Annotated in this window: 14 protein-coding genes; all 14 read right to left on the reverse strand. The window is 40.7% G+C overall.

The window, feature by feature from the left end; all coding sequences use genetic code 11:
- Positions 1-429 precede the first annotated feature (429 nt).
- Positions 430-1,314, reverse strand: coding sequence for a hydrogenase nickel incorporation protein HypB (gene hypB, locus M0Q46_06065; protein ID MCK9583155.1), 885 nt, complete (start codon positions 1,312-1,314; stop codon positions 430-432).
- 405 nt (positions 1,315-1,719) lie between these two features.
- On the reverse strand, positions 1,720-2,094 hold the full coding sequence (hypA, locus tag M0Q46_06070; GenBank protein ID MCK9583156.1) for a hydrogenase maturation nickel metallochaperone HypA: 375 nt from the start codon (positions 2,092-2,094) through the stop codon (positions 1,720-1,722).
- Positions 2,087-2,425: a 4Fe-4S dicluster domain-containing protein gene (locus M0Q46_06075; protein MCK9583157.1), complete on the reverse strand. Its 339-nt coding sequence runs from the start codon at positions 2,423-2,425 to the stop codon at positions 2,087-2,089. The genes hypA and M0Q46_06075 overlap by 8 nt, the downstream gene beginning before the upstream one ends.
- 314 nt (positions 2,426-2,739) lie before the next feature.
- Positions 2,740-3,819 carry a nickel-dependent hydrogenase large subunit gene (locus M0Q46_06080; GenBank protein ID MCK9583158.1) on the reverse strand — a complete coding sequence of 360 codons (1,080 nt, stop codon included), beginning with the start codon at positions 3,817-3,819 and terminating at the stop codon, positions 2,740-2,742.
- Positions 3,809-4,180, reverse strand: coding sequence for an NADH-quinone oxidoreductase subunit C (locus M0Q46_06085; GenBank protein MCK9583159.1), 372 nt, complete (start codon positions 4,178-4,180; stop codon positions 3,809-3,811). Before M0Q46_06085 ends, M0Q46_06080 begins: the two co-directional genes overlap by 11 nt.
- Entirely contained in the window at positions 4,180-4,629 is a 450-nt protein-coding gene (locus tag M0Q46_06090; protein MCK9583160.1) for an NADH-quinone oxidoreductase subunit B family protein, read from the reverse strand. Before M0Q46_06090 ends, M0Q46_06085 begins: the two co-directional genes overlap by 1 nt.
- A gap of 54 nt (positions 4,630-4,683) precedes the next feature.
- Positions 4,684-5,538, reverse strand: a complete 855-nt coding sequence (locus M0Q46_06095) for an NADH-quinone oxidoreductase subunit H (protein ID MCK9583161.1) — start codon at positions 5,536-5,538, stop codon at positions 4,684-4,686.
- Positions 5,535-7,427 (reverse strand): hypothetical protein, encoded by a 1,893-nt coding sequence (locus tag M0Q46_06100; protein MCK9583162.1) that lies wholly within the window; start codon positions 7,425-7,427, stop codon positions 5,535-5,537. Before M0Q46_06100 ends, M0Q46_06095 begins: the two co-directional genes overlap by 4 nt.
- A 48-nt stretch (positions 7,428-7,475) precedes the next feature.
- On the reverse strand, positions 7,476-9,857 hold the full coding sequence (locus tag M0Q46_06105) for a sodium-translocating pyrophosphatase (GenBank protein MCK9583163.1): 2,382 nt from the start codon (positions 9,855-9,857) through the stop codon (positions 7,476-7,478).
- A gap of 213 nt (positions 9,858-10,070) precedes the next feature.
- Complete coding sequence (locus M0Q46_06110) at positions 10,071-10,751, reverse strand: UDP-2,3-diacylglucosamine diphosphatase (GenBank protein MCK9583164.1); 681 nt, start codon at positions 10,749-10,751, stop codon at positions 10,071-10,073.
- A 251-nt stretch (positions 10,752-11,002) separates the two neighbouring features.
- Complete coding sequence (locus M0Q46_06115; protein ID MCK9583165.1) at positions 11,003-12,589, reverse strand: DUF1957 domain-containing protein; 1,587 nt, start codon at positions 12,587-12,589, stop codon at positions 11,003-11,005.
- 179 nt (positions 12,590-12,768) lie between these two features.
- Positions 12,769-13,635, reverse strand: a complete 867-nt coding sequence (locus tag M0Q46_06120; protein ID MCK9583166.1) for a DUF4912 domain-containing protein — start codon at positions 13,633-13,635, stop codon at positions 12,769-12,771.
- 97 nt (positions 13,636-13,732) lie between these two features.
- Positions 13,733-14,686 carry a PorV/PorQ family protein gene (locus M0Q46_06125; protein ID MCK9583167.1) on the reverse strand — a complete coding sequence of 318 codons (954 nt, stop codon included), beginning with the start codon at positions 14,684-14,686 and terminating at the stop codon, positions 13,733-13,735.
- 48 nt (positions 14,687-14,734) lie between these two features.
- Positions 14,735-17,562 (reverse strand): fibronectin type III domain-containing protein (locus tag M0Q46_06130; GenBank protein MCK9583168.1); only part of this gene is annotated, 2,828 nt, incomplete at its 5' end.

Consider the following 17,562-nt stretch of genomic DNA (forward strand, 5'->3'; position numbering starts at 1 on the left):
GAAATGATTCAGGCGAAAACCTGGCAAGCGGTGTTTACCTTTACATAATTACAAATTCCGATAACCCATCGCAACGCACAAAAGGCAAACTTGCAATAATCAAATAATACTTTCTACAAAATAAAAATAGCCGAGTGAAAATTTTCACTCGGCTATTTTTATTTGAATATCATAGCTGCCCAAATTAGCCGCCATGCCGGCGCAAGCCGGTATCTATAAAACAAAATTAATGTTGAACTGGATTGCGGCTTTCGCCGCAATGACGACAATATTGTTTTTCAGAAAACATGCTCCCGTTTTACCACGGGACACCCATTTATAACTATGTTTTTAGCATCGCCGCGGAAAACAAAAAATTACATGTGAACAAAGTGTATGCAATTTAACCGTTTTGTGGTTAAATTACAAGGCAAGGCATTGTTAATTTTATTACAAAATCTCTTTAACCTTACCTAACAACCAATTTGAAAATTCAGAAATTCCCCCAGAATTTTTTGCAGATGTTTCAAATATGCTGGCAAGTTTATTTAATTTTTTTACTCCATTTTCAAAGAAGGCCTTATCAAAATCAAAGTGTTCTAAAATATCTGTTTTTGTAAGCACTACCGCTGATGCCTTTTCAAAAACAATCGGGTATTTATAGGGTTTATCGCTACCTTCTGGCACTGAGCTTAAAACAACTTTTATGTGTTCGCCTATTTCAAACTCGGCCGGGCAAACCAGGTTGCCAACATTTTCTATAAATAATATGTCGCCCTTTTTCAAACTTATCTTTTGCATTGCTTTTTCTATCATTGGGGCATCTAAATGGCAACCGCCAAGCGTGTTTATCTGATATGCCCTCACACCAAAATTTATAAGCGCCTGAGTGTCTATGTCTGACTCTAAATCACCCTCTATTACATATACGCGTTCTTTGCCAAGCTCTGCAGCTAATGCTTTTAAAAATGTGGTTTTTCCACAACCCGGCGAGCCAAGAATGTTAACTACAAATATACCTTTTTTGCTAAATTCAACCCTTAGCTTTGAGGCGAGCTCTTCGTTTTTACGAAATATTTCTTCTTCTAAATTTATTTGTTTAACCCGAATTTCGCAATGGGATTCGGAATTCGTCAAAAGATATGGGACATTTTTATCCGCAAAACCTTTGCTAATGGAATTACCATTCGCTGCAGTTTTGTGGCACCCCCCTCTACAGCTATCCCAGTGGGGGAGCGCTTTGGTGCTCCCCCCTATGTCAAAACTGCCTCCATCTCTTTTGTCTCTGTTCTCAAATCCATTACAAAGTTCGGGTTTAATTATTTCACTTTTCATTTTTACTTTTCTCTTTCCTTACTAACTACACTTTCCCACTTTGGCTGACCCGCCCAAAGCGGACAAGCCCGCCTTTAGCAAGGTCTATCCCTTTTGGACTGAAGTCATCCGGGAAGGCGAATCTGTCATTGCGAGAAGCGGTAGCGACGAAGCAATCTCACAACTCATCAACTACTAGATTGCCACGCTTCGCTCGCGCAATGACGCTGGATTGCCGCGGGCTAAAGCCCTCGCAATGACTAAAATTTTTATCCCAATGACTTAAGATTGCTTCACCCCTTCGGGTTTCCCGCCTTTGGCGAGGTCTAGCCAAAGTGGGAGAATTAAACCCACCAATTTCAATGGTCTCTAATGTAAAAGAAACTCATCAGCTACGCCCAATGACGGTAAGCTTTGACTAAATTGTTAAAGATCTTTTTTATCTGTGCTACCATCTTGCAAAACCACTTCTATGTTTTTTACTAAGAACTCTCTGCCTATTTCGGATGGTTCACCATCGCCATTACAAAATGGGCACTCAAAAACATAGGGTTTTCTTACAAAGAGTTTTTTGCACTTTGAGCACCGCAGCATTGGCTTTACAGTTTCAATCACCAACTCTGCGCCCTGTGATAATGTGCCAGTTGATAGCACTTCAAAATAAAGCGCTATTGAGTCACCTATAAAACCGGATTTTTCACCAACAAGAAGTGTAACTTTTTTTATTTTTGAAACGTTGTGTTTTTTTGCCGCGCTTTCACAAATTGCAATGATTTGGCGTGTAACGCCATACTCATGCACTTTGGTGCAACTCCGAAACTTTTTGGGTTACGCTTGGTGAGTAAGAATTGTTATTGGAAAGGCATTTTTTAGGACACACTTCAACGCAATTAAGGCATACTACACATTTAGTGCGAGTTATTTCCCATTTCTTTGTAGGACGGTCAACAACTATCGCATTGGTGGGGCACCTTTTTACGCATATACCGCAATGTATGCAATTTGGAAGATCTATTACTATTGAACCACGAGTATTTTTATAAACGGTTCTTTGCTTAAACGGATACATCAGCGTAGCCGGCTTTTTAAATAAACTTATTAAAATTGTTTTTACAAATCCAAATGCAAACATTTTTACCTCTTTACTGTAAGAAAATTATTTCCAAACTACTTTACTACTGTCTGGTTAAATATCGTCTGAAACTAAAACCCTGTCATTGCGAGGGCTTTAGCCCGCGGCAATCTGGCAGTTGATGACAGTCAGTTGACAAGAAGTGAGATTGCTTCATCCAAAATGGATTCGCAATGACAACTAAGAGAAGTACACACATTCCCGTTTCACACAGTTTGCCATCCCGAATCCCGCCGATGGCGGGAGAGAGATCTTTTTGTTGATTTAAGATCCCTCTTTGCTTCACTCATCGGGATGACAAGAGGTGGACCAAACTATCTTTCGGTACAGCTAATACATGGATCTATTGTTAACACAATTACAGGTACATCGGCCAGCTGAGCGCCCGCAAGCATTTTTACTAACGGCCCAACATTCGCAAATGTAGGGGTTCTTACACGCATTCTATCTAAAAAGCGTGTGCCGTTGCCTTTTAGATAATACACCACTTCACCTCTCGGCTGTTCTGTTCTGGCATATACCTCGCCATTTGGGACACCAACAACTTTTGTATCTATTGTGCCTTGCGGTATTTTGCTAAACGCCTGCCGTATAATATCAAGCGATTGAAAAAGTTCTTTTACGCGAACTTCTGTTCTGGCATAGCAATCGCCGGCTTGCGCGATTATCGGCTCAACATTTATTTCGTCAAACGCCGCGTATTTTAGTTTGCGCATATCTTGAGCAATGCCGCTGCCGCGAAGCGTTGGCCCAACCGCCCCTAATGTTTGAGCATCTGCTTTTGAAAGCACACCCACGCCAACCATTCTGTGTTTAACGGAAGAGTCAGACATAAACACTTTTGTTATATCTTTAATTTCTTTTTCTATTTTTACAAGTTCGGCCAAAATGCGGCTTTGTGTGTCTGAATCTATATCTTTGCGCACGCCGCCAACTTTTGAAGAACCAAATATAACTCTGCCGCCGGTGGTTTCTTCAATTATGTCAAGCACTTTTTCCCTTATGCGCCATGAGTGCATAAACATACTTTCAAAACCGAAAGAATCAGCTGTTAAACCAAACCAGAGCAAGTGGCTGTGTATTCTTGACAGCTCGCCCCAAATAGTTCTTAAAAAGCGCGCTCTGGGTGGAACTTCAAGCTTTAAAAGCTCTTCTACACCTTGGCAGTAGGTTTGCCCATGTATAAAACTGCAAATGCCGCAGATGCGTTCTGCAACATAAACGAAATCAACAAAATCTCGTTTTTCTACAAGTTTTTCAAGGCCGCGATGTATAAAACCGATTGTTGGTATTGCTTCAATTACTTTCTCATCTTCAATAACAAGGTCAAGGTGTATTGGCTCGGGAAGTGCCGGGTGCTGCGGGCCGAAAGGTATAATTGTTCTATTTCCCATTATTTTCTCCGCTTGGTTTTGCTTGCGCAAAAGGGGTTTTTACCGAAGTGGTGTAAAAACCGCCCTTAAAATCAATATTTATGTTTTTTACATTTATTCCGAATAAGTCGTGCATTTCATTTTCGTAAGTAAACGCGCCCCAGTAAATTGGTGTAATACTTTCAAGCTCAGCGTTTTCAAGCGGTAACTCTATTTTATAATTTACAAATTGGTAATCTTTATCAAAGGTGTAGTTAACTTCAACTTTGTCCGCCATGCGGGTGCAGCCAATTTGAACCAAACGATACCCTTCGCTAAACGCGCTTGCCACTTTGCCCATAAGTTGTGAAACAGGAATTAAGAGGATTGTTTGTTTTTCCATTATTTTTTCGCCGCCTTTTTCTCTGCTTTCATTTTTGCTTTCTTTTCTTCAAGCACCCCAAGGCCTTTTACTACACCGTCAATTATTGCCTCAGGCCGTGCCGCACAACCCTGCACATAAACATCTACCGGTATTAATTTATCTACACCGCCAGAAACATTGTAACACTCGGCAAATACTCCGCCCGAGCAGGCACATATACCAACTGCCACCACAACTTTCGGCTCCGGCATTTGATTGTAAATATTTTTTATTACCGATTTATTTTGTTCGTTTACCGAACCTGTTACAAGGAATATGTCGGCGTGTTTTGGATTGCCTGTATTTATTATTCCAAAGCGCTCTATATCGTACATTGGGGTAAGACATGCAAGCACTTCAATGTCGCAGCCATTGCAGCTTGACGCATCGTAATGTACAATCCACGGTGATTTTTTTAAAAATGCCATTTAAAATTTCTCCAAAATAAATCTCCGACCTGAAAACTGGGCGAAATTATCAAGTTAACGGCTTAAAACATAAAGGAATATTATGTTGCCAAGGCCAAAAACAGCTGTTACAACCCATGACATTTTAAGCATTTTTTGCCATTTATATCTTGCAAAAACATTGTCAATTATCATTTCAAAAAAGTAAGTTACCGCCACAGCTAAAATTGCCCATAGCGGATTTGTGGCAAAAAATAGATATACAAAACCAAGCATAAGAATTTTTTCGTACCAATGCGCTATTTCTATAAGGCCAAGTCCGGGCCCTGAGAACTCTATAGTTAAACCTTTTACAATTTCTTGATGGGCATGGTGCGAGGTTGAAAGGTCAAAAGGCGATTTTCTAAGTTTTATGGTTAAAACATAAACTAAACCAAAGAAAATTCCGGGTAGCGTTTTTATAAGCATATCCGGGTTTGCGGCAATGCTGTAAACCGAAAAACTGCCGGTGGCCAAATAAAAACCAACAGCCATTAAAATAACCATTGGCTCTACTGCCATCATTTGTATAAGTTCTCGTTCAGCACCAATCGCACCGTAAGCAGAGCTTGCCTTAAACGCGCCAAGAACAAGAAATACTTCCGCAAGCGTAAAGCCGAAAATCACAAGCAATATATCGCCGCCGGCAAAGAAAAGGCAACCGGTAAACACTATAAATAAAAGAAAAAACCATACATAAAAATTTTGAGAACGGCGCACCAAAATAGTTTCTTTTTCAAAAAGTTTAAACACATCATAAAATGGCTGAAGCAATGGCGGGCCAAAACGGCTTTGCATCCGGGCGGTTATTCTTCTGTCTATGCCGGCAAGCAAACCACCGACAATTGGAGCAAGAAGAAAAAAACCTAAAGCGTAAAGGAAAGATTTCATAGTATCACCGATGAAAACATTACTATTAGCACAACAAGCGTTATAGCAACACCCATTCCAAAGAGCCGATGTTCACCAAAGAACTCTTCTAAATAGTAATTTCTTAATTCTAATTTTTTTGTGACATTCATGGCACCTACAAACTCATCATCTTTTTTTAAATTAGCGCCCGCAAGGTAAGCTGGCACCAACTTAACTTTTTTGGAGTAGTTAATGAAAGTTAACGGGAATAAAAGCACAAGCCCCATCATAAGAGACATTATTATTAAGTTTCCCTCTGACATTGAGAATGCTTCGCCAAAAACAGAGAATATGTACGGCTGTATTAGCACAGATGAAACTAACGGGAAGAAAGCACAAACCGCAATTGTTAAACCCGCAAGCGCATAAAGCGAAAACCACTTGGATTTGCTTACAGTGTTTTCAAAATTTGCATTATCGCCCATTACAAAAAGTATTTTTCCCATCCATTTAACCCAGTAGAAAAGTGTTGCAGCACTGCCGAAAGCTATTAACCCCGCAAGCACAGGGTTTACATGAACTATTGCCACAAGCACAGCCCACTTGCTTATAAGCATTCCAAATGGGGCAAGGAACATACCTGCCATACCTATAAGCATTATAACCGCAAGATGCGGCATTTTAGCTACTAAACTGTCCATACTTTCTATGTTTCTGCTGCCCACTTTATGCTCAACTACACCAACACATAAGAACAATAAACATTTTGAAATTGCATGAAATATAAGAAGCAATATGCCCGCCCAAACCGCTTCGGTTGTGCCAATGCCGGCGCAGAGCACAATTAAACCAAGGTTTGCAATCGTTGAATAGGCAAGCACTTTTTTTGCATCGGACTGAGATACCGCGATAAAAGATGTTATTAAAAATGTTACGCCGCCAATTATCGCAATACAGTACCCTGTTGTTGTACCTGTAAGAACAACTGAAAGCTTTAACAAAATATAAACACCGGCTTTAACCATGGTGCTTGAGTGTAATAACGCGGAAACCGGTGTTGGAGCAACCATCGCACCCAACAACCAAGAAGAAAACGGCATCTGCGCCGCTTTTGTTATACCGGCAAATGCAATTAATATAACAGGTATGCTAACAAGCATTGGCGTTGTGCTGCCAATCCATGTAAGTTTATCTAACTCTATTATGCCTTGAGTTTTAAACAAGTAAAAAATTGCAGCGGCAAAAGCAACGCCGCCAAGCAAGTTCATTAGCAAAGCACGAAAAGAGTTGTTGATAGATTCTTTACTGCCTTTATAACCGATTAAAATGAAGGAACTTAGCGTAGTAATTTCCCAAAAGAAGAAAAGCCAAAGCAGATTGTTTGCAAAAACAAGACCAAACATCGCGGAAAGAAACAAAAATACTATAAAGAAAAAAAGGCCTCTTTTATCTTTCATTTCTGGGTGATGGGTTAAGTGAAACTCACGCATATAGCCAACCGCGTAAACACATATTAAGCTACCAATTATGCCTATTATCAACGCCATTATTATAGACAGGCGGTCAACAAACAAGTTGTGCTCAGGCGCTAACGAGTGGCCATATTTTATTTCAAACAAAAACATAATAGCCATTTGCACAACGGAAAGTGCAACTACGCCGAACTTCTTGTACTTAATACCAAGGAAAACTATTAACAATCCTATTGCTATCTCAGCAAAAAAGAATACCTTGTCTATTATATGAGCATCAATATTAAAATAGGCAATATCTAACTTAAAGTACTGAAACAAAAGAACAACGGACATAGCCGCAATAATCGCCGAGGCAACATAAATGATGCCGGAGCGAAGTTTATCGTGCCTTATTATAAGCAGCATCAATGCCGCTACAAGCGGAATGCCAATGAGTGAGAGAACCGTAAACATTTTGCTCCCTTAACTTTGCGTGTTGTTTTATTGTTAAGCGCAACGCTCTTATTTATTTTTTACAAGCATACTGGTAAATGAACGCACAACAAACACCACAGATATAACGAAGAAAACCGCGGCAAGACCAATGCTTAAGTGCCTTTCTAAACCAATTGCCAACTCAAGGGCAAGCAAGCCAAAAAGCGTTGTGAATTTAATAATAGGGTTCATTGCAACTGAAGAAGTGTCTTTAAATGGGTCGCCGACTGTGTCGCCAACAACGGTTGCGGCATGCAGTTCGGTATTTTTTTCTTTAAGTTCTGTTTCAACAATTTTCTTTGCGTTATCCCATGCGCCGCCGGCATTTGCCATAAATATAGCCTGGAATAAACCAAAAAGCGCGATAGATATAAGGTATCCGATAAAGAAGTACGGCTCAAGGCAGGCAAAAGCGAGTGTGCTAAAAAACACAACCATAAACAAATTCAACATACCTTTTTGAGCATAAATTGTGCAAATTTCAACAACTTTTTTGCTGTCTTCTGTTGAGGCCCTAACAACACCTTCAAGCTTTATGTTGGCTTTAATAAATTCAACAGCTTTATAAGCACCGCTTGTAACCGCGTGCATTGATGCGCCGGTAAACCAGTAAATTACCGCACCGCCAGCAATAAGCCCCAGCAAGAAAGGCGGATGAAGTATTGAAAGCTTTTCAAGACCTGTTGTTAGCCCGCCTGTAAGCATAACGATGATTGAAAATATCATTGTGGTTGCGCCCACAACAGCAGTACCTATTAAAACCGGCTTTGCCGTGGCTTTAAATGTATTGCCAGCGCCATCGTTTGTTTCCAGGTTGTGTTTTCCAATTGCGAAGTCGGGTTCAAAACCAAAATCTTTTTTAATTTCTTCTTTTATGTTTGGCAATGTTTCTATAAGTGAAAGTTCATATATTGATTGGGCATTGTCGGTTACCGGGCCATAGGAGTCAACCGCTATGGTTACAGGGCCCATACCAAGGAACCCAAAAGCAACAAGTCCAAAAGCAAACACCGGAGCCGCAAGCATAAGCGCGCCCAAACCCAAAGAGCTAATGCCATATGCTATGCCCATAAGGGACATTATTGCTATACCCATCCAATAAGCACTGAAGTTACCAGAAGTAAGGCCGGCAAGTATGTTTAACGAGGCCCCGCCGTGGCGCGAAGAGTTGACAATATTTTTTACAAACGCACTCTCTGTTGAGGTAAATATCTTTACAATTTCAGGTATTATAGCCCCTGCAATTGTACCGCATGAGATAATGGTTGAAAGTTTCCACCAAATTGAGCCATCTCCAATATTACTTATAAGCAAATAAGATACCCCATAAGTTACGGCTATAGAAACAAGCGAGGTTATCCAGATGAGTGAGGTTAATGGCGCTTCAAAGTTCATTTTTGATGATTTGCCGTAAATTGCTTTTGCAATAACGGAGTTCAGGCCATAAGAGGCAGCACTTGCAAGAAGCATAGCAAGGCGCATTACAAAAATCCAAACAAGCAGTTGAACCTGCAAAATCGGGTCTTTTACCGCAAGTATTATAAATGAAATAAGAGCAACACCAGTAACACCGTATGTTTCAAAACCATCCGCTGTCGGGCCGACAGAGTCACCTGCATTGTCACCTGTACAGTCGGCTATAACACCCGGGTTTCTGGCATCATCTTCTTTTATTCCAAAAACAATTTTCATAAGGTCAGAGCCAATATCGGCTATTTTTGTAAATATGCCGCCTGCGATACGCAGCACAGATGCTCCAAGCGACTCACCAATTGCAAAACCGATAAAACAAGGTCCTGCGTATGAAGGATCTATGAAAAGTAGAATTGAAAGCATAACAAGCAACTCAATGCTTATCAGCAACATACCAATGCTTATGCCGGCTCTAATTGGAATCTGATAAATAGAAAACGGTTTACCGTTTAAGCTGGCAAATGCCGTGCGAGAGTTGGCAAGTGTGTTGATACGCATGCCAAACCAAGCCACAGAGTAGCTGCCCATAATACCTATTACACTGCAAAATATTATCATAATAACTTTGAAAGCTTCAAAATGCCTAAGCCAGCCAAAATAAACAACCATTATGGCTGCAAGCATAACTTCAAGAATTATTATAAATTTGCCCTGGGTTAATAAATAAGTTTTGCAGGTTTCATATATAAGTTCAGAGACCTCTTTCATTGACTTGTGCACCTGCATACTTTTAATACGCAAATACTGCACAAAACCAAACAAAAGGCCAAAAGCGCAAATGGTAATACCCCAAGTGAGCAATGTTTTACCGTCAATACCTCTAAAAAAAACTGAGCTAAGGTCTGGCAAAATCAGATCGGCTTCACTGGCAAAAACAGCACTGGCACTAAGTGCCAAAACACCAAAAACTGCAAAAAATTTCTTAAAACCTTTCATCTATTCTTTCTCCTTTTTTGCCACATTCCCTGCTCAACAAAAAAATTCCCCCACTTTTTTGTGTGGGAATTTTGCAACCACTATCTTTTTGACAATGGGTTTTATAAGCCGGCGGGCTAAACTAATCTAAAACTTCCGTTTAATTATATCAAAATACATATTTTTTTGTAAAGTTTAAGTACTTAACAACTCTAAAAAAACCCAGAACAAACACTATGCCACAACTTTATAGTATGCTTTGCCGCTTTCTTCAATTATTAACAGATATGATGGTTTATTGTTCCAGCAACCAATATTGAAGTACTCTACATTATTGTGCTTAACATTATAAACAACATGGGTGTGCCCGCAAACAATTACATCGCACTTTTTTAGCTCGGCATGCTCTATTGCCTTTTTTGAAATTTGTTCGCTAAGCCGCAGCCAACGGTCTGAAAACTTATTCATAAGATAATCAAAAAGATGGGAAGATACACGGCGCTGAAATACCGCATATAGTTTTGCAAGCATCGGCCCAATGATTTTATTGTTTGTCAGGAAACTGTCAAATTGATGGCCATGCAAACCTATAAAACGGCGGTTGCCAACCTGCCAGATATACTCTTTGTGCACACCAATACCCAGCAGCAATGATATAAAATCACAGAATTTTCCGTCATGATTGCCCTCAACCCAAACAACCTCAACACCCCTGCGAGACACTTTGCCAATATGCTCAAGCAGCTCCCAATGTGTGCTGGTGAGATACATAAAATTCATATCTTCAAACATATCACCTAAAATTATAAGCTTTTTAAAGTGGTATTCTTTGAGTGTTTGCAGCAAATCAAAAGCCCTGCTCATGGGTGATCCTAAATGCACATCTGAAAACACCACCGTATTTACCGTGTTCATATTAATTTCCTGGTATAATATTCATTATATCTTTTGTTTCTAAAATTGCATTCTGATATATTCTAATGTCCCCCCCTCTCCTCAATCCTCTCCCTCGAGGGGAGAGGAAGCCCAAAGGGCAGGTGAGGGTGATGTAAAAGTATCTTTAGTTAAAGATCTTTCGGAACTTTAAAACAACAACCTATTATTTTCAAGACATACTGAATCTTATAGGATGTCTAAGTGTTTAATAAGCAAATTTTATTGCGGTTTTAATCTCTATATACGCGAAAGTCAATTGTGGGGAATATGTTATTTTTTTGCTCAAGGTAGGTTAAAAACGGATTGTCAATGTTATTGTTTTTTAACGCATCATAAAGCTTTGTAAAGTTTACCAAGTGGTCTTTGGTGCGTTTTTCGGCGTATTCAACCATAGTGCCTGTGGTCATTATAAAAGCCCAGTCGGATGACTCGGCAAGTAACAGCTCTCTTGCCGCCTGGTTTAAGGCGCGGGTACGAAGCTCGCAAGGTGCTTGGTTCTGCCTGGCAAGCTCTACCATTCTATCCGCGGCTTTGTGCAGATGGCGATATATCCAATCGTTTGTTCCATTTAGCCAAACCTCGTAATAGCCCTTATCTCCCCACGACGAAGCAGCCGGTGAACAAACCTGATTTTTTGGAAACATCTCAAGGTACTTACTTGGCGTTATTGTTTTAAATATGTTCTGGTCGTAATGAATTTTGCGGAATAGATACTCTATAAACTTTGGCCCTTCAAACCACCAATGCCCGAAAAGTTCAGCATCATACATTGAAACAACCACCGGCGGCCTATCCATTACGGCTGAGAGGTGTTCAATTTGTTTTTGGCGGTTAAACATAAAGTTCCCTGCATGCGATGCGGCTTTTTGCATTGCCCAATCTGGGTTATAAGCTTCTTTTGCGCTAAGAGGAACTTTGCCAGTTATTCTATAATACTTCAACCCTATGTTGCGGCGCACACCGTCGGAGTGAAGGTAAGGGCGAATGTAATCATAATCAAGGTCATATCCTAAGTCACGGTAAAACTCGCGGTAATCAGGATCTCCCGGGTATCCGGTCTCGGCACTCCAAACCTGCTGGGCGGTTTCCATATCTCTGCCAAATGCGGCGACACCAGATGGCGTATATACAGGCGCAAAAACGCCATATTTTGGCCTTGGAGTTGAGTACAATATTCCGTGTGCTTCAAGGAAGAAAAAATTTATCCCCTCTTTTTTCAGATCCGCATCAACATTATCTGCATATGCACACTCCGGCAACCATATGCCTTTTGGCCGCCTTCCAAAAAGCCGTTCGTGTTCACTTGCGGCAACCCTCACTTGAGCCCGCAGAGATGTTTTATTTATTTTTAATGGTAAAAAACCGTGAGTGGCGCCACAGGTAATTATTTCAAGCTTGCCGGTATCTTGTATTTTTTTAAAACCTTCTATCAAATTGCCGTGATATTTTTCCCAGTAGTTTTTTGCGTTTTGCAAATCATCAGCATACATTTTTGCAACAGCGGCAAATTGCGGAAGGTTTTTTGTGCGATGAATTTCTTTATTGGCAAGTTCCAAAAGTGAACATATACGAAAGTAGCAGCGGCTTTGTAAAAGCGGATCGCTAAGCATTGCGGCAAGCGGCGGAGTTACGCTCATTGAAATGCCAAAATCTACGCCTTCGTCTAAAAAGCGCTCCATCATTAAAAGCAGCGGGATGTAGGTTTCTATTACGGCTTCAAAAAACCAGTCTTCTTCAAGGAAGTCGGGGTATTCGGGGTGGCGCACAAATGGAAGGTGCGCGTGCAGTTGCAGTAAAAAATAGCCTTTTGGATTCATTTTTTATTCTTTGTTTTAAGATCTCTCCCCACTTTTGGTGAGGCCTAGCCACGTCAGCCTGAGTCGTCTAGACCTCGCCAAAGGCGGGGGCTGATTCGCTTCGCTCATCTATATGACACAATTTCAGTTGCTGTACCACTTTTGATTAAACAGATATTATTTCTATAAGTGCTGGGAAATTATTCAGTTTTTTTGGTTACGCTAAATATTATGCGCTTTTTCATAGTGCCGTCATTTGATAACGCCTCAATGGCATATTCTTGCGAACCATCAGGCAGGAAAAACCTTAAAGAGAACGACCCATCAGGTTTTAAGGCAAGTTTTTCTCTGTTAAACGATAAAGACGCGTCGGGCTCTGTGACACCGTACACTGTTATTTCAGTATCGGCTTTTAGCCAAAAACTTTTTCCTTTTCCACTTAATAATTCCTTCCTACGCGAAGATAATGAGCTTGGAGCATAAGACGATGGAATGTTAAAACCAAGCATTTCTTCCCACCTCTCACGCAACAGCTTTGACACTTCTATAGATGTTTTACCAATGTTTTGGATACCCGAAAGTTCAAATATTTTTTCAAACTCTCTGCTAAGCGATCCCCAGTGTTCATCTGTTATTATAGACACACCTTTGCGAGGCGTTGAAATAACATTTGAACGAGCTATAAAAACAAAATTGCCATCGGGAGTTATTAAACCAAGGTCAACACACCAAACCCTGTTAACTTCCAAAACATTTATGTACCAATTATCACTTTCACTTCCAATATAAATATCAAAGTACTTATTTGCGTTACTCCCATCAAAGTTTATGTCGGTAACATCGTAAACGCGTAAAACCCAGCTGCTCTGCGCAAAATTTTGTTTGCGAAGTTTTGTTGATAGCTCACCGATTGTGCAAGCGGATACTTCCCAGTAAGCATAAAGGAAGTTGGGGTCCCGCGGCAAGATTACAAGCTTTGTATCGTTGTAATGCTTTGGAAGACCTTCGTCTTTAAAGCCAACTTTTTGGTTTTCGTTAGAAGTTTTTGAACTTAAATTTTCAGACATAGATTACCACAACTCTTGTATAAATTATTTGCGCAAGGACAATAACTACTGCACTCTTTTTTGTAATGCATTAAGAAATAAAGAACCTATTACCGTCTTATTTTTTAGGCGCGTCAAAAGCTACATTTATTGAAATACGATTGGTTTGGCCAAGGTCGCCATAAGGTGCCATTGCGTAATCAATGCTGTATTGTTTGTAGCCAAAACCTATGCCGCCAGTTATGCCGCTTAAACCTTCAAGGCCTTTTGCGCCGCTTTTGTAACCAAGGCGAGGCACTAATCTAAAATCACCGCTGAATGAATAAACATACTCACCGCCAAGGCCAACATACGGGTCGTTGTCTATTGGGAAGTTTAGGTCAAGCGCTACTAACACCGGATTGCCTTTGATTGGTATTTTGTACCCCGCTCCAAGCTTTACATTAAATGGCAGCGGGTCTTCTTGATTTATAAACTTTACTTTTGTTCCTATGTTTTGTACCGCGGCACCTAAACTTAGTTTGCTTTCCATCAATTCATCGTATCTAACACCTAAGTCAAATGCAAATGCTGTTGATTTTTCGTTTTCAAGCTGGCTGGATATGCACTTTATGCTTGCTCCAAATGGTATGTCATATATTTTTCTTGCATATCCTATTGTTAATAACGCATCATAAGCTGAGAATGTTTCATTTAATTTATTGCCCAGATTGTCATACTTAGTCATTGGGCTCATTGATAGGTAGCTTACTCCACCTGCAATAAAACCATCTAATTTTTCGGATTTTTGACCGTAGCTGATGTTGTCATATGCTATATCATCAAACCATGAACAGTGCATTAAAGAACCTTCTCTGCCTTGCATATAGTTTAACCCAGCAGGGTTCCAATATAACGCATTGACATCGTTGGCAATTGCGGCTTGCGCCTCACCCATAGCAACCGCTCTTGCCCCTACGCCAATTTTTAAAAATTGCGCTCCGGTTGTGCCTACACTTGCTGAACTAAACGCCCCAAAACTCTGCGCCACAACAAAACTTACCGTCATTAGCGCTAGAAATAATTTTTTCATAACAATCTCCCACCCTGATTTTTTTGAATATTTTTTACTGTATTTTCTCTATTTTATAACAACTACTTTCCCTTTCACTTTCTGAGAAGAATCATCGGGATTTGTAATTATGTAAATGTAAACACCCGATGCAACAGCGTTGCCGTTATTGTTTGTTGCCGGCCAAATGTATCTGCCATCGCCATTATCTTCAGAAAGCTCAGCCACAAGCTCACCCGCAATATTATAAATTCTTATTTTTGCTTTTGCGGTAAGATTGTCAAAAACAACTCCCGAACCAAGTGTGGTATCATTAAACATAGATGCACTACCTGGTTTGTATGGGTTTGGATAAACTTTTACGCCGCCAAGAGTTGACTGCGCGGAGTTTATTCCAACCATAGCGTATATTGAGAAGTGTTCAATGAATACCGAGATTGTCTTTGCAGTTTTATCAAGCACTTGAGCACCCGGCACAATTTCCCACAATAATGTTGTTGTATTTAAACGATATATCCTTAAATCTTCAGCACGCATTGGCGGGTTAACACCATCAACCAAGTCATCATTATTTGCGTCTGGGTATGTAAGCACTAACTGAACTTTTTGCGCGAAGTTCCCTGTTACGGTTGTGCCGTTAAGATCATAATAGTGCAGCTCAACTGTCGCACCCGGAACAATTCTTGCACCACCTGATAGAGCGTCATTTGCGCTTAATAGTTCCGAAAGCGTAACTTCTATTGGGTTTGTACCGGCATCGCCGTTTATTAGTATGTAACCGGTTGTACTCATTGCTCCAGGCGGTATAATTACCGTTACATCACCAGAGCTTTGTTGCTGTGTGTATGTCGCGGTGGTTATTATTATGTTTATGCCATTTTGCAACTGACCAGTAAAACCCGTCGCCGTTGTGCTGCCTGCGGCAAGTATACTATCACCATTTGCGGCAAAAACAGCGTAGTAATAAGTTGTTGCCAAGGCAAGGCCTGAATCTACATAATTTGTGCCCGTGTGCCCGACAGATATATTAACTATTGTTGCCCAGTTCGTGTTGTCTTGCGAACGATCAATTCTAAATGTTGGAGATGTCAAACCATTATTAGCGCTCCAGCTTAGTGTTAATGAGTGCTCCGTTGCGGAACTTATGCTCAAACCAGCTGGCGCGTTTGCAAGAGTGTAACGGGACATTGTTGCTCCAGCACTTTCACCTGTTGCATTATATTGTTTTACCACTCTTGTATATTGTGTGTTTACGCTAAGCCCAGTTTCTACCCAGCCAGTAGTTGTGTAGCTTAAGCCGATTATCAATGCACCTCCCGTTGAAGTGTACACATTGTAACCGCTTGCATAGGTTGAACCAGTATCCCACTTCCATGTAATTGATGTTGTGGAATTTGCTATGCCGTTTGCGCCACTTAACGCACCAGGCTTTGTTTGAGTTGAAACGCTTGCGCTGTAAACGCCGCTTTCAAATACATTATCGCCATTTAATGCGGCAACCCTGTAAGAGTACACTGTATCACCGCTTAATCCACTATCACTATAATTGGTAACGCTTACACTTGCAATAAATACACTGTCTCTTTCAATGCGATATGCATTAGCACCGCTGGCAAGCCAGTTTAACGCAATGCTTGTTGAAGTTACAGAACCGCTTGTTATATTTATAATTGCAGGCGGGTTTGCGTAAGTGTATTTTTGCATTGTTGTCGCACTGCTTAGCCCAGTTGCGTTGTATTGCTTTATCACACGGGTATAAAGCGTGTTTGGTAAAAGACCAGTTTCTATCCCAGCAGTAGTTGCAGGTGTTAGCCCGCTTACTAATTCAAACCCTGTTGAAGTGTACACATTGTAACCACTTATATTGGTTGAACCTCTATTCCACTGCCAACGAATTGTGCCTGTTGAAATTGCACTTCCAATTACACCGCTCGGAGCTAATGGCAATGTAAGCACATTTGCAACACTGCTATATCTCGGTGAAATAACAAGTGCATTGTTTATTGCACCAACTCTATAGGCATAGTATGTGTCGGCATTTAAACTGATATCACTATAACTCGTGCCGGTAACACTTGCAACAAATACACTGTCTCTTTCAAGGCGATACGAATTTGCCCCAGTATTCGCCCAGCCAAGCGTAATTGAACTTACATTAACGGCGTTAACACTTACCGATGAAGGCACAACTGCATAAGTGCAAACAATAGCCGCAGTTGATGCAGCCGACTGGCCGCTTATATTGCCTGCTTTTACACTTCTTGTATATTGCATATTGGGTGTTAGGTTTTGCTCAAGCCATGTTGTTGCAAATTCATCATCAATAAGTTGTATTACTGCACCGCTCGTTGCATTTATTACAACATAATAAGTTGCGCTATTTGCAAGCGACCAGCTCCACTGTATTGTTGTGCTTGATTGCACTGTTCCATTAAACGAGCCTGGCACAGAAGGCGCAGCCCGGTTTGTTCTTGCTCTTATCTGATTTGAAGGCGATGATTCAACACCCGGCACATTAAGCGCCGTAACTTGCATATAATAAGTTGTGTAAGGCACTAATCCAGTTATTGTTGCCGTGGTTAAGGTTGTATTTACACTCTGTGTAAAGCTTGCCTGATCTGTTGAATAATAAAGTTTGTATTGCGTTCCATCGGGGTTGGTGTTTTCATACCAGCTTACCCTGATTGTGTCACTTGTTACTCCAAGGGTGGCAAGCACAGCTGGTTGGTTTGCAAGAGTGTATGTTGACATTGTTGTTCCAGCACTTTCACCAGTTGCGTTGTATTGCTTTATCACACGGGTATAAAGCGTGTTTGGTAAAAGACCAGTTTCTATCCCAGCAGTAGTTGCAGGTGTTAGCCCGCTTACTAATTCAAACCCTGTTGAAGTGTACACAT

The sequence above is a fragment of the Endomicrobiales bacterium genome, from assembly GCA_023228045.1.
Lineage (GTDB): Bacteria > Elusimicrobiota > Endomicrobiia > Endomicrobiales > JALOBY01 > JALOBY01.